This window comes from Neobacillus niacini, assembly GCF_031457145.1.
GTDB classification, from domain to species: Bacteria; Bacillota; Bacilli; order Bacillales; family Cytobacillaceae; genus Neobacillus; species Neobacillus niacini_J.
The window spans coordinates 38,263-51,957 of the sequence record NZ_JAVDVZ010000014.1; the positions used below are offsets into that span (position 1 = coordinate 38,263).

Sequence of the window (13,695 nt, forward strand, 5' to 3'; positions counted from 1 at the left end):
CCTCCATATTTATTATAACCTACAGTATACTTTTTTCACTATATAAAATAAAAGTATGTACTTGTGATATCCTTCCATACATTATATATTAGCAGTGAATATATAATTCTATTCTGCTGTTCAAGAAAGGAGTTAAAGAATGATGGAACAATTTAAAGCATTGATGGTAGATAAAAATGAAAACGATTTTTCTGTTCAAGTCAAAAATATTACCTTAAATGAGTTACCTCAAGGTGATGTTTTAATCAAGGTTTCTTATTCAGCGATTAACTATAAAGACGGTTTAGCTAGTATTCCGAATGGAAAAATCGTCACAACCTATCCCTTTATTCCAGGTATTGATTTAGCAGGTGTAGTCGTATCGTCTCAAGATCCACGCTTCCGCGAAGGAGATGAGATCATAGCAACAAGCTATGAAATTGGGGTATCCCATTATGGTGGTTATAGTGAATATGCCCGCATTCCTGGTGATTGGATTGTCCCTTTACCTGAAAATTTAACGTTGATGGAATCAATGATTTTGGGGACAGCAGGTATTACTGCAGCCCTCTCCATTCAAAGGTTAGAAGATAACGGTTTATCGCCAGAAAAGGGCAAAGTCCTTGTGACTGGAGCTACTGGTGGGGTAGGAAGTTTAGCTGTTTCGATGCTTTCAAAAAGAGGATACGAAGTTGTCGCTAGTACGGGTAAAATTTATGAGAATAGCTTTTTACATAAGCTTGGTGCAAAAGAGATTATCTCTCGTGAAGATGTCTTTAACGGTAAAATTAAACCCCTTGATAAACAAATTTGGGCTGCGGCGGTTGATCCAGTAGGGGGAGAGACACTTGCATCCATCTTAAGTAAAATCCAAAACAATGGTTCTGTTGCGGTGAGTGGCTTAACTGGTGGAGGAAACGTTCCAACCACTGTATTTCCCTTTATTTTACGTGGCATAAACCTTCTCGGAATCGATTCTGTTTATTGTCCAATGCATGTTAGACAAGACCTTTGGAATCGAATGGCAACCGATTTAAAACCTTCTACTCTTTCTGAAATTATACAGAAAGAAATTACACTTGAAGAATTACCTGAAACCTTACCTACTATTTTAAAAGGACAAGCAAGAGGTAGAATCATTGTAAAGATATAAAAAACATTAGAGAGGGACTCAAAGTCTCTCTCTAATGTTCTTACCTTCTTAACATGACAACATTTTTCTTGATCTAAAGTGATCACCAAGTCAGTCATTCCAACAAACAACCCATTTTCAACTACTCCCGGTATCATGTTAAGCATTCGTTCTAACCTCTCAGGTTGAACGTACTCAGAAATTTCGCAGTCAAAAATATAGTTCCCATTTTCAGTAATAAACGGATTTTCTCTGTTTAATCGAATTTCTGGGACTAAACCAATGGCTCTAATATGTTTTTCCGTCATTTCATACCCGAACGGAATAACTTCTACAGGCAACGCACCTAATTTCTCTACCCTTTTTGATGAATCTGCTACAACAATAAATGTTTTAGCTCCTCTCGCTATGATTTTCTCTCTTAAAAGTGCGCCGCCACCACCTTTGATTAGTTCTAATTCTGAATTGACTTCATCTGCTCCATCAATAAAAATATCTATACTTTCTATTTCACTAAAGCTAGTAAGTGAAATGCCTAATTCTTTAGCAAATTCTTCCGTTTGAACAGAAGTTGGAATACCTTTAATGGAAAGGCCTTCCTTCACTAGCTGACCAAGCTTTTGTATGGTATAAAAAACTGTCGAACCCGTACCAAGCCCTACAACCATGCCATCTTTAACAAACTCTGCTGCTTTTTCACCGACTATTTGTTTTTCATCCATTTTTGCACCTACCGTAATATTTTTTCACATTACTTCATTAATATTGGCTAGAAATACGGATTTCATTTTTATACTTTGAATTTTACCCTTAATCCATTTTTTCCTAAACCAATTAACATTTGCAGCATATGATCTTGAAACATTTCGCGAATAGCACCAGCTTGATCATAATAACCAGCTCTCTCTTCAACCCCAACTGTATCCTCTCCCTGGCCATAACAAACTTATACAGAATTGAAGAAATGCGAAATTTCACATTGCCTTGTTATAACTAAAATAATAGTAAATAAGCGGATTTTTAATAGTATACTTTTTAACACTATGTAAAATAAAAGTGCGTACTTTCAATTTTAAATTATACGTTGTATACTTGCAATTGTTCAGCGAGAGGACATGATATCCCTTATTGCTGGCAGGTACAGATAATGCACTATAAGGATAATATTACTGTAAAAGTTTATTACCCTTTGGAGACATTATCACTTTACAACAATTAAATAATTATAGGAGTGAATATAGATGGAATTACAATTAGCATTAGATTTAGTCAATATCCCAGAAGCAATTGAGCTGGTAAAAGAAGTAGAGGAACATATTGATATCGTTGAAATCGGTACACCGGTTGTAATCAATGAAGGTCTTCATGCTGTAAAAGCAGTTAAAAAAGCATTCCCTAACTTAAAGGTATTAGCAGACCTAAAAATCATGGATGCAGCTGGTTATGAAGTAATGAAAGCTTCTGAAGCAGGTGCAGATATCGTCACAATTCTTGGAACTGCTGAAGATATGTCTATTAAAGGTGCTGTTGAAGAAGCGAAAAAACAAGGTAAAAAAATCCTTGTTGATATGATTGCTGTAAAAGATCTTGCTGGACGTGCAAAAGAAGTGGACGCTATGGGTGTTGATTATATTTGTGTGCACACAGGCTACGATCTTCAAGCTGTTGGAAAGAACTCTTTTGAAGATTTACAAACCATCAAAGGTGTTGTAAAAAATGCTAAAACTGCAATCGCAGGTGGTATTAAGTTAGACACACTTCCAGAAGTCATCAAAGTACAACCAGACCTTGTCATTGTAGGTGGCGGGATTACTGGACAAGCTGATAAAAAAGCTGCTGCTGCCAAAATGCAACAAATGATTAATCAAGGGTAATTCAGATCATGAATACAACTCAATACCTAGCTGAAATCATAAAAGAGTTAAATCGCTCCGTAGATTTAATTTCGAATGATGAAGCTGAAAAATTAGTTAATGGGATTCTTGAATCAAAAAAAATCTTTGTTGCAGGCGCAGGTAGATCTGGATTTATGGCCAAATCATTCGCCATGCGAATGATGCACATGGGGATAGATGCCTATGTGATTGGCGAAACAGTAACCCCTAACTTTGAAAAAGATGACATCTTAATCATTGGATCAGGTTCAGGAGAAACGAAAGGTTTAGTTTCCATGGCTGAGAAGGCAAAAAACATCGGTGGGACGCTTGCAGCTGTAACCATTTTCCCTGAGTCCACTATTGGACAATTAGCGGATATCACAATTAAGTTGCCTGGCTCACCTAAAGATCAGTCGGAGAGTGATTTTAAGACGATTCAACCAATGGGCTCATTATTTGAGCAAACACTTTTACTATTTTACGACGCTGTGATTCTTCGGTTCATGGAGAAAAAAGGTTTGGATACCAATAAAATGTACGGTAGACACGCCAACTTAGAATAAATATATTATTCCTCGAGTTCTAAATAGGAAAGACCGCAAGCTGTTTCCATGCAAGATTGCGGTCTTTCTGTTAGAATGAACTACTTCAATTTGTAATAATTTTAGGAGTGATAAAATGATTTCTTTAAATGGAAAAACTGCAATAGTTACTGGCGCAGGAAGAGGCATTGGACGTGCTACTGCTATCGCCTTAGCAAAAGAAGGCGTTCATTTAGGCCTAATCGGCTTAAATATGTCTAATCTAGAAAAGGTAGCTGCTGAACTAGCACAATTTGATGTAAAGGTTTCTGCAGCAACAGCAGATGTGACCGATCTTGAATCCGTTACCCATGCTGTTGAACATATCAAATCAGACTTAGGCCCAATTGATATCCTTATCAACAATGCTGGTGTTGCTAAATTTGGTGGGTTCCTTGATCTAACACCAGAAGAATGGGAAAAAATCATCCAAGTCAATTTAATGGGTGTGTATAATGTAACAAGAGCAGTATTACCAGGAATGATCGAAAGAAAATCAGGAGATATCATCAATATCTCTTCATCTGCTGGCCAAAAAGGTGCTCCTGTTACAAGTGCTTACAGTGCTTCTAAATTCGCTGTTTTAGGGCTAACAGAATCACTTATGCTAGAAGTAAGAAAACATAATGTCCGTGTTACTGCTTTAACACCAAGTACGGTCGTTACAGATTTAGCCATTGATACAAATCTTGTTAAAGGCAATGAAGAAAACGTGATGCACCCAGAAGACCTTGCAGAATTAGTCGTGGCTAGTTTAAAATTTAATCCAAGAGTATTCGTTAAAACAGCTGGATTATGGTCAACAAATCCATCATAAAACGAAGCAGATCCAGTGGGGTCTGCTTCTTTAGTTCGTACAAAATACTCTTATATGTATCAGTGATACAAGGACATTACTTTTTCTAAATCAACAATTAACTGGTTAACTTCATTCTGTGCTAAGCGTACAAGCATTTGATCGTATAAAGTAATAATTTGCCCATCCTCTTCATGCTGATGTTTTTTTAAATAATGATAAATATTATTTAACTGGTCTTCATTAAGGACCGACTCTGTTTCGAAATTCTTAACTTTCTGTAATGAAAATTCATTGATAGTCGAATCAAATTCACCTGCAATAATATTCCCTTTCACGAACATCCTCTCACTCCTCAAAGTCAGTATAGGATAGTTTTCCCACATAATATGTTAAATAAATCTTTACACCTCAAATTTAAAGAATATGAGGGCTTTTCAAATGTTCGATAGAATATCTTTTATTCTATTGAATAGTATCGTTGTACTGCGTAATAAATACAACTGATGATTTTTGGTCGTGCTTATTCAACATTAACGCCCTAAACAACAAGAAGCGTTATCCGATAAATGCCCCAAATTTTACAAATGCGATAAAATATGGTAGAATATAATTTCAAGTGTAATGAGGTCTGGTTCCAAAGTTCGATTCTTTGCCATCTGTATACTTGCATTCCTATCAATTTGTGTACTTCGTTATATAAGTTTGCTACCAGAACAGATAACATTGATGGAGGCGATGCAAATGAAGATAACAAATCCAATATTTAGCATTATTTATGAATCTTTATGGGCTTTCGAAATTAGTTTTATTGCAGGAATACTTACAGGTGTGTCTGGGCAACAACCAGGGGCTCAAACCTGATTACATTTGTGAAAGTATAGGTATAACCTATACTTTTTTTAGGTTCTTAATCCTTAGGAATTATGTGATAATCTTTTTTTACTTCTTTTATGACTTTTCTTAAAAATTTTGTAGCGTACCCTAGTGTGCCTAATAATACGTCATTTGCAATATTTATTGAATATGCATTATATGCCGGTATATTTATTGATTCAACATTACCTCTGTATTCCTTCCAACGATATTCCTCAACATCCAAAAACGAAACTTTACGCTTATGTGTCTTTGTAAGTTCTAACCATGGTAATCAATGATGATAAGGTTGTAGTTTCAATTTTCGGTTTAATTCGGAATCCTAATTTTTGACAATAATTATCAACTAATTTGCGGCACTGATGATCGGGAGGAAACATCACTGTCTTCATCTCTTGCAAATCGTTGAATTTAACGGATCTTTGCTTTGAAAGTGGCGTTTCTTTAGCAACGGCTAAAGAGAACTCTTCATGAAAAAGCGGTATTTGTACAATTCTTCATCTGGATTAGGGGATGTCGTCACACCAATATCAATAATTCCTTCAATCACTTGTTCGGCTACTTTAATTGTTTCGACTAATGATAAGGATACATTCGGGTAAGTACTGTGAAAATCTAGAAGCAATGCATTGAACATAAGGTCAGCATCTCCGGGTAAGATCCCAATGGTGAGAGAACCACCTTTTATTTGTTTCAGTTCCGAAATGCTTTCGTGAGCTTGCTTCAAATGTGAAAAAATATGCTTACTCTGTTCATATAGCAGATTACCTGCTTCCGTGATGGTGATCCGTTTGCCGATGCGATTAAAGAGAGGGACACCCAATTCACTTTCCAGTAACTTGATTTGCTGGCTTAGATTAGGTTGAGAAACCATAATTTTCTCTGCTGCTCTTGAAAAATGAAGTTCCTCGCAGATAACCATAAAGTATTCCAACTGCCGTAATTCCATGTTAACTCCCCTTCCAAACATTTTCATAACGATAACTTATCATTATGATAAGAAACACTGCATTGATAAACTTTTGAAGGCTAGATATACTTACGTTGTAACTCGTTGTTTGAATTTTCAAAAATTTAATGGAGGTTTTTTATTATGTCAAATGCATTGTTGATTACGGCTAAATCTGTTCGCCAAATGGTTATTCAACTGGTTCAATCGATTCCTGAGGATCTGTATGACGTTCAACCCCAACAGTTTAACAATACAATTAGATGGAATATTGGACACATTGTTTTTGCGCATGATTACTTTCTTTCGATAGCGTTACCGTTTAGTTCTAATCTTCCAGGAAATTACACAACCTTATTCAATACAGGAACTACTCCATCTGAATGGACAATAATACCTCCAACAAAAGAAGAACTTATCCAAAACTTATCTGGACAGCTTGATAAAATTTCCGAGGTATCTCTTGGCACTTTGGATAAAGAGCTAAAATCCCCAATTGAAATGGGACCACTGAAATTCGAAACGACGGGAGAGGTTTTTAATTTTGCCACTGTCCATGAAGCGATGCATTTTACAACCATTTCATCTTTATTAAAAGTATTAAACTACCAAATATGAAATGTGCAGGTCTGTACGATGGATTATTTTGTGTACCTCCTTGTGGAGGATTCGTATATTATGGAATTTATCGGTTCCTCCCAGATGCAACGGGATATAATGGTGACAGTGTATTTCGTGGGCAGACAAATCTATGCCTGTAATTTCACATTTTCCCATTTTCAAACTGTACCGACTAATCCGATTATCCATATACTCGACACTTCGGTTGGGGATCTTCGATTTCATCAGAAAGCCAACCTCTCGTTGGATTTAATTTAATATTGTTTTACAAATACGATTTCAATTTGTTGCTTTACCATCACTTGTGATACGGTTTTACCTTTCTTAATGTTTAATCAACAATTAATATTCAACAATATGGTCCTTTTCATGAAGAAAGACGCTTTTCTTATTTCAGAAACGCGCCCGTTTGTGGAACATGCGGTCTATTAACCACCTATGATGGAAAAAAGCTGTTAATTTGATTACTCTTATAAGTCTTTTTACTAATCCTTTTTCGACTTAGCCGTTAACGGCGCATTTCGCATGATGGGATATGTGATGAACAATGCAATCAGACTAATAGTGATCACAAAAGAAAATATCACCATGTCATGAAAGTCCTGAGTCACTAACCATTCCCATATTGAAAAATCCATCAAACCACTGTACTTTAATAGCGTACCGATGATCACTAACACCATCAACCAGATTACACTTTTCTTGAAACCAAGTCTATAATATATCGTAGAAAACAGAAATGCGAAGGAGAAGGTAAAAATACTTAACATAAAATCTATTAAATAATAGGATAGGAAGGTATACTCTTGATTTAAAAAGGTTGCTGGATGCAATATCTTAGCAGCTACGTCCCAGCGTTCATAAAGTGTTAAGAGAATCCATTGAAAGACGTTTAAAATAAAGGTGATGACCAGTACACTTACTAAACCTACCACATAAAAGGTTTTCAACAAATTGATCCTTGTACTTCCCATTCCTATTGCGACAGGGAAAATAGTTTTGAATCCATTAATTGCAAATAGAAGAATAAAAAAATATGTTGGTCCTGAGATTGCGGCTATAACATCTTCTCCCAAGGTGAAGAAATATCCAATGAATAACCATAACAAAAGTACAGGAATCGTTATATACAGTAAAAGCAACTTCCCGAAGGCAAATAGTGTCTCTTCATAAACCATCCTAAATGTCCCACTGTTCAAGTTCATTTGTTCACCTCATCTCGTTCTTCCGTTCTATTTAATAAATAATCATGTAGGGAGGCTGGTTCAATTGATAAGCCATGGGACTGAGCAAAATGCTTCCATTCGTTCGTATAAGGTTCATCGAGCATGACTTTCATTTTCGTACCCATTTCTTGTTGCTCCAACACAGTGTGCGACTGGATGATATTTAAAAATGAAGTCTTCTCTCCACTTAACCAAATGCCTTTTTCCCGCATCGTTTCCATTGTTTCATGGAGAAATACTCTACCATCATGAATCACTACTAACGCTTCACATAGAGTTTGAATCTCTTCGATATGATGGGAGGATAAAAGAATGAGCCTTGGGTTTTCTTCATAACTTTCCAATAATACTTTGTGAAATTTCTTTTGCATACCTATATCTAAACCATTGGTCGGTTCGTCAAGTATTGTTATATCAGCATTACTTGCAATACCGATAATAAATTGCAGTGCTGATTTCATACCTTTAGAGAGCTTGCTCACATTTTTGTTTTCATCCAAATTAAATACTGTTAAAAGCTCTTTCGCAAAATCCATATCAAAATTTGGATTGTAAAAATCACCAAAGCGTAACGCATCTTTTACCTTCCAAATCTTACTGAATGGATGATCTTCTTGCATATAACATAAATGATTATTTGTTCGATCATGGTTATAAGGATTAAATCCCTGTATGTTTATCTCACCTTGATCAGGTTTTAAATGACCAGCTAACAACTTCATAAAGGTCGTTTTCCCAGTTCCATTTCGCCCCCAAAGTCCAACGATAATTTTCTCACTCTCTATCAAATTAAAGTCATGCAATATTTTGGTTGAATCATAACTATAGTGAACCTGATTGACTTCTATCATGATTGATTCTCCTTTTCAGTACTCATGAATTAAGAAAACTTTTTACAGTAGCTAAAAAGGCTGGTAAATTATCATCATGCACAAAATGTCCAGCAGTCTCTATCGTCACGAATTCACAATTCGGAATAAGCTCAGAAACTTCCTGCAATTTGTTTTGAGGAATATGACTGGACCCACCACCTATAATAAGAGTCGGCATGATAATGTCGGTAAGACGCGCCCACCATTCTGGATTAGGTTCATTAAGTTGCCCTAGAATCGAAGGTATAACCTCCCAATCAAACGGTAGGGACTCAGAAGGTTTAGAAGGAACTTCGATCGGCTTTCCCTGAAAAGGAGGAGGTGTGTCTTCAACGATCAACCGTTCTATCCTTGTCGGAAATGTCTCTGCGAAAAGATAAGATACTGTTCCTCCCATCGAATGACCAATTAGGGTAAACCTTTCTAAATGCATGGCATTTGCAAAATAAAGTAAGTCATCACACATCAGTTCAAAAGTGTATTTACTAGTTCTCGCGCTCCCACCGTGACCCCGTTGATTTAAAGCTAAAACGCGGTATTTTTCTCCTAATACAGCAGCCACTTGATCCCATGTTTCTGCACTTGCTCCCATTGCATGAAGTGCAACAATCGGTGGTGAAGAAGATTCCCCAGTCTCGCGATATTGAAAAGTAAATCCATTCAATTCAATTTTATTCACCCGTGTTTCCATCTCCAATCATCTCCTTTGTAGGATTTCATTATTTGAAACCCTTTATGTCCCTATTAAACGATAGACTAGTTACAAAATTCCCTTATAATCTGCTCCTTTAGTTCTTCTATCGGAAACTTCTGTGGATAGGTAGATATCATCAACATAATACCTTGTAGCACGGAAGAAAAATATAATGATCGTTTCCTTGGCTCCCTTTCTCCCATTCTTTCAAATATTTTACATTGTAACTCAAACTGTCGAGCGTTTTCTTCGATAATGAGACGACTATATTTAATCAACTCTACATCAGCCTCTGGCTGAGTTTGCAGGTGAAGATAAAACCGATGGACTTCCGGGTTTTTGTGAATATTATCAATGGCACCATTAACTATATATGTAAGCTGTTCACTAGGTGTCTCCAAGGAGACTGCTTCTGTCATTACTTCAACCACTTCCCCGATTCTATCCTCGACCATTTCAGAAAGCAGTTCTTCTTTTCCTTTGTAATAGTTATAGAGTAACCCTTTCGAAATGCTCGCATGTTTAGCTATATCGCTTATCGGAGTAGCGTAATATCCCTGTTTCATAAATAACTCCATAGCTGCAGCGCGTATTTTTTCTTTGGTTGCTTGTCGAATTCGTTCATTTTCTTCTGGTGTACGTGGCATTTTTAACTTCCATCCTCTATAAAAGTAGTGATTTCTTGATATAAATCTTCAAAATGAGTGAGGGGTATCATATGATCGGCATCCTCTATTTCGATGAAACGGATGTTTGGAACCTTAAGGAATTTATCGGCAACTCGAAAATTATCTTCTAAATCCTTTTTGCCAATCATAAATAAAGTTTCGGCTTTCAATTCTCCTAATCGTTCCACCGCTTGCGGCTGAGGCCAATTCATGCAGAAATCAGCAGGCCACTTAAATATACGTTCGAAATGATGCCTGAGCATTTGAACAATGAGATCTTTTTGCGGACTATTGATCACCACTTGATATGTTGGTGAATGAAGGGCAAGCTCTAACATCATATCTATATTAGGGGCAGCTTCCAATATTTTGTTATGATATTGTACAAACTCTTTTGAATAAATAAAACCAGTCAGAGAAGGGGCAATTAATACAAGTTTTGATACTCTTTCAGGGTAATTAAGAGCGAAATCGGTAGCAATTTGACCACCCATGGAATGGCCGATAAGTATTGCCTGATTAAGTTCTAGGTAATCCAATAGTGACAGTACATCCTCAACATAGTTTGCATGTTTTATAGGGGCTGGTGATTTACCTGCACCGCTGCCATCAAAAGAAATCACTTTGTAATTCTTAGATAAAAGAGGTATCAATAATTTCCACAGCCTCATATCAGATCCACCACTATGGATAAGAACAACAGGATGCCCATTGCCAGTGATCTCGAAGTATACATCCAATGCAATCCCTCCGAATTTAAATGAATTTTCTGTCTTATTTTATTATTGAATGAATGTTTAGTCAATAGAAAACGCAATTTATTTTTAAATGGATCTAAGATATAATTTCTATTAAACAATCTGGCCCTTTTCATGAAGAAAGACGCTTTTCTTATTTCAGAAACGCGCCCTATAATGGAATAATTAAAATATGATTTGCGCCTTAAAAACCCATTAATTTTTTTTTCGCTAAAGCCCCCGTTCATTAGTCTTAGAAAATTTTAATTTTTATATCTTTATTGTTTTTTTAGTTGTATCTCAATTCTTTTTGCCAAGTCAGATGATACCTTATTAAAATACTCCATAACTTTCTTTCTAATATCATCGGATATGACTATCAAGTCGTTAGCTAAATTTTCTACAAGATGTTCTTTTTCTATAGGAGATAACATCATATAGAATTCACCAGCCTGCACAAAATCATCATGCTTTGTTATAGAAGTTCTTTCTAGTTTCCCTTCAACATATCTTCCATCACCACTTGTAATTTGATTAGCTGGTGTCCAATTTTGCTGTTGGTTAACCGGTAATTTACGAAATTCAGCCCCAATTCTTCTTCTTTGAGAATCACTATAAATATTGGCACGGCCCTGCAGTATTTTATCATCAGATAATTCTGCGCCGTCTAGTAAATTTGACGGGGAGAAGCCGACCTTTTCTACTTGTTCCATATAATTATCAGGATTTTTAGTTAATACCATTTTGCCTACTGGTATTAGAGGATATTCTTTTTCATCCCATACTTTTGTATCGTCTAAAGGATCATAAGAAAGATTTGCTTCATCCTTTAGGTCCATAAGCTGGACATATAAGCCATATTCCACCGGTTTGCCAGCCGCAATCGCATCGTATAAATCTTTACCAGCGTAATCAGGATTTTCAGCGGCTAGTCTATTTGCTTCTTCGCGACCAATGTATTGTACACCTTCAAATGGGTACCAATGGTATTTAACGTACTTTCTAATACCTTGAGCATTTATCCAAACATATGTATTTACACTATGTCCTGGAATGTGGCGAAAACTTTTTATCGTACCAGCATCCGAGTATAACCGTACAACAAAGTGAATCGATTCAGGCGCTCTTGCTACAAAGCTCCAAAACCTATCAGGATCAATTAAATTATTTTTTGGTGAAGGTAAGAGTGCTTTAATAAATTCCGGAAATCGTATCGCATCACGAACAGAAAAGACAGGAATGTGATTAAACAAAAGGTCAAAAACGCCTTCTTCTGTATAAAATTTTGTAGCAAAACCACGCACATTTCTAGATGTATCAGGTGTTCCTTTCGTACTGACAGCTAACGAAAAGCGAACCATAACAGGAACTTTCTGATTAGAATTTTGTAAAAAGCTCAGTTTTGTATGTTCGGACATCGAATATATCGTTTGAAAATAACCAAATGCACCAGATCCTTTTACATGAACAGGTCTTTCTAAAATCTTTTCATGAATAAATTCTTGTAAGGTTTCGTGTAGTACACCATCTTGTTCCAGTACAGGTCCTCTAGAGCCGACTGTCTGTGAATGAAGTTTAGCTGACTCATCATTATTCCATTTGGACAGGTCTCTATATAACTTTTTTCTTTCATTATAGTCTTCTTCTGATAAAGCTTGCCTCTGTTTAGAATCTTTTTCATTCATTATAATGCCCTCCAAAATTCATTTTCCATCAATTATTACTAAATATGATTTTTAAGCCTCGAATATGTATCTTCTACTTTTATTTTCAACATTTAATGCATTGATAAAAACAAAAAAACTACCTCTCTATGCTTCGGATAGTTTTTGAAATTTCATTATACGGTTTTCTGATGTCCGATAATAAAGGATAGCAGACATTAACACCAGGAATTAAAGATTCTAATGTCCTCTAGGGCTTAACAAAAAAAGATTTTATTATTTCCGCTAAAGCTTAGATGTAAAAGTTACAAGTATCTTGAGGTTACCCGTTATGCAGAATATGGCCCTATAACGGAAAAAAGCGATCTTCTGTTTTGAAGAAACGCGCCTGTTAGTTGAAGATAAGTACTTTCAAATACTTTACTTATTTCTACCGGATTTTATCGATAGATAAAGCAAGTTTATAATTTGCAAACATAAGAGTTCCTCTAAAAGGACTCCCATTTTGGAAGTCCACTGCATGCCATAACCCTTCGGTTAAAGGATGACTTTACTTAATTCTAATCTCTTGTTTTGGAGCCATGATTGTCATCATCAACGGTACCTTTCCCCGCCATGTTGTCGAGCGCTCCGCCAGAAACAGCACCTGCAGCTGCAACTGAACCAAATGGATCAAGAGCAGAAGCCATGGTATCCCCAGTAAAAGCACCTACACCAGTTCCTACTGCCTTGCCAGTATCGTCACGTTTGCGTTTGTTGATATCAGCCATCTATTTCACTCCCTCGTTTTATATAGGGAAGTGCTATTGTTTTAGCAGCACTGTCCCGCAACATATTTTGCCCAATAGGGACAAATTTACGAGGAGGGGTTAATAAGCATTTGTAAATTTTTTTACCACCCAGTGATATTCAACAATCTGGCCCGATTGTGGAAGACTGCTCTTATGGAAATCAATTAACGTTGTATAACACCTAAAACATTGTTGATTATTTCAAATGTATGAAGTGGTAAAACACTCTGTC

General features: G+C 36.2%; 14 protein-coding genes and 4 pseudogenes. 5 read left to right on the forward strand and 13 right to left on the reverse strand.

Annotated features, from left to right (window positions below; translation table 11 throughout):
• The first annotated feature begins 139 nt into the window (after nt 1-139).
• Nucleotides 140-1,132: an NADPH:quinone oxidoreductase family protein gene (locus J2Y03_RS23625; RefSeq protein ID WP_310199076.1), complete on the forward strand. Its 993-nt coding sequence runs from the start codon at nt 140-142 to the stop codon at nt 1,130-1,132.
• A 44-nt stretch (nt 1,133-1,176) separates the two neighbouring features.
• On the opposite strand, the pseudogene rpiA reads toward J2Y03_RS23625, so the two are convergent.
• Together rpiA and J2Y03_RS23635 are read right to left on the reverse strand one after the other, a co-directional pair.
• A pseudogene (gene rpiA, locus J2Y03_RS23630) lies at nt 1,177-1,833 on the reverse strand (ribose-5-phosphate isomerase RpiA); the annotation flags it as partial.
• Between the two features lie 95 nt (nt 1,834-1,928).
• Nucleotides 1,929-2,036 (reverse strand): annotated as a pseudogene (locus J2Y03_RS23635) (hypothetical protein); the annotation flags it as partial.
• 316 nt (nt 2,037-2,352) lie between these two features.
• On the opposite strand from J2Y03_RS23635, the gene hxlA reads away from it, so the two are divergent.
• From hxlA to J2Y03_RS23650, 3 genes are all read left to right on the forward strand, one after another.
• Complete coding sequence (gene hxlA / locus J2Y03_RS23640; protein ID WP_133370872.1) at nt 2,353-2,985, forward strand: 3-hexulose-6-phosphate synthase; 633 nt, start codon at nt 2,353-2,355, stop codon at nt 2,983-2,985.
• An 8-nt stretch (nt 2,986-2,993) separates the two neighbouring features.
• Nucleotides 2,994-3,551, forward strand: a complete 558-nt coding sequence (gene hxlB, locus J2Y03_RS23645) for a 6-phospho-3-hexuloisomerase (protein WP_310199079.1) — start codon at nt 2,994-2,996, stop codon at nt 3,549-3,551.
• Nucleotides 3,552-3,666: 115 nt separating this feature from the next.
• Nucleotides 3,667-4,386, forward strand: coding sequence for a 3-ketoacyl-ACP reductase (locus J2Y03_RS23650; RefSeq protein ID WP_026566628.1), 720 nt, complete (start codon nt 3,667-3,669; stop codon nt 4,384-4,386).
• 59 nt (nt 4,387-4,445) lie between these two features.
• Here the strand turns inward: J2Y03_RS23650 and J2Y03_RS23655 are convergent, their stop codons facing one another.
• The 3 genes and pseudogenes from J2Y03_RS23655 to J2Y03_RS23670 all read right to left on the reverse strand — a co-directional run bounded on the left by J2Y03_RS23655 (nt 4,446) and on the right by J2Y03_RS23670 (nt 6,217).
• Nucleotides 4,446-4,709 (reverse strand): hypothetical protein, encoded by a 264-nt coding sequence (locus tag J2Y03_RS23655; protein WP_026566627.1) that lies wholly within the window; start codon nt 4,707-4,709, stop codon nt 4,446-4,448.
• Nucleotides 4,710-5,275: 566 nt separating this feature from the next.
• A complete protein-coding gene (locus J2Y03_RS23660) occupies nt 5,276-5,467 on the reverse strand; it encodes a hypothetical protein (RefSeq protein ID WP_310199082.1) in 192 nt (63 codons plus the stop codon).
• Nucleotides 5,468-5,483: 16 nt separating this feature from the next.
• A pseudogene (locus tag J2Y03_RS23670) lies at nt 5,484-6,217 on the reverse strand (LysR family transcriptional regulator).
• Between the two features lie 117 nt (nt 6,218-6,334).
• On the opposite strand from J2Y03_RS23670, the gene J2Y03_RS23675 reads away from it, so the two are divergent.
• A complete protein-coding gene (locus J2Y03_RS23675) occupies nt 6,335-6,808 on the forward strand; it encodes a DinB family protein (protein ID WP_310199086.1) in 474 nt (157 codons plus the stop codon).
• Here the strand turns inward: J2Y03_RS23675 and J2Y03_RS29020 are convergent.
• The 8 genes and pseudogenes from J2Y03_RS29020 to J2Y03_RS23715 all read right to left on the reverse strand — a co-directional run.
• A pseudogene (locus J2Y03_RS29020) lies at nt 6,791-7,060 on the reverse strand (HNH endonuclease signature motif containing protein); the annotation flags it as partial. The gene J2Y03_RS23675 and the pseudogene J2Y03_RS29020 overlap by 18 nt on opposite strands.
• Before the next feature lie 236 nt (nt 7,061-7,296).
• Complete coding sequence (locus J2Y03_RS23685; RefSeq protein ID WP_310199089.1) at nt 7,297-8,016, reverse strand: hypothetical protein; 720 nt, start codon at nt 8,014-8,016, stop codon at nt 7,297-7,299.
• A complete protein-coding gene (locus J2Y03_RS23690) occupies nt 8,013-8,888 on the reverse strand; it encodes an ABC transporter ATP-binding protein (protein ID WP_310199090.1) in 876 nt (291 codons plus the stop codon). Before J2Y03_RS23690 ends, J2Y03_RS23685 begins: the two co-directional genes overlap by 4 nt.
• A gap of 22 nt (nt 8,889-8,910) precedes the next feature.
• A complete protein-coding gene (locus tag J2Y03_RS23695; protein ID WP_310199094.1) occupies nt 8,911-9,600 on the reverse strand; it encodes an alpha/beta fold hydrolase in 690 nt (229 codons plus the stop codon).
• A gap of 65 nt (nt 9,601-9,665) precedes the next feature.
• Nucleotides 9,666-10,250, reverse strand: coding sequence for a TetR/AcrR family transcriptional regulator (locus J2Y03_RS23700; protein ID WP_310199096.1), 585 nt, complete (start codon nt 10,248-10,250; stop codon nt 9,666-9,668).
• Between the two features lie 2 nt (nt 10,251-10,252).
• Nucleotides 10,253-11,011, reverse strand: a complete 759-nt coding sequence (locus tag J2Y03_RS23705) for an alpha/beta fold hydrolase (RefSeq protein ID WP_310199098.1) — start codon at nt 11,009-11,011, stop codon at nt 10,253-10,255.
• 275 nt (nt 11,012-11,286) lie between these two features.
• Nucleotides 11,287-12,693 (reverse strand): catalase, encoded by a 1,407-nt coding sequence (locus tag J2Y03_RS23710; RefSeq protein WP_310199100.1) that lies wholly within the window; start codon nt 12,691-12,693, stop codon nt 11,287-11,289.
• A gap of 539 nt (nt 12,694-13,232) precedes the next feature.
• Nucleotides 13,233-13,442 (reverse strand): hypothetical protein, encoded by a 210-nt coding sequence (locus J2Y03_RS23715; protein ID WP_132097401.1) that lies wholly within the window; start codon nt 13,440-13,442, stop codon nt 13,233-13,235.
• Between the last annotated feature and the right edge of the window lie 253 nt (nt 13,443-13,695).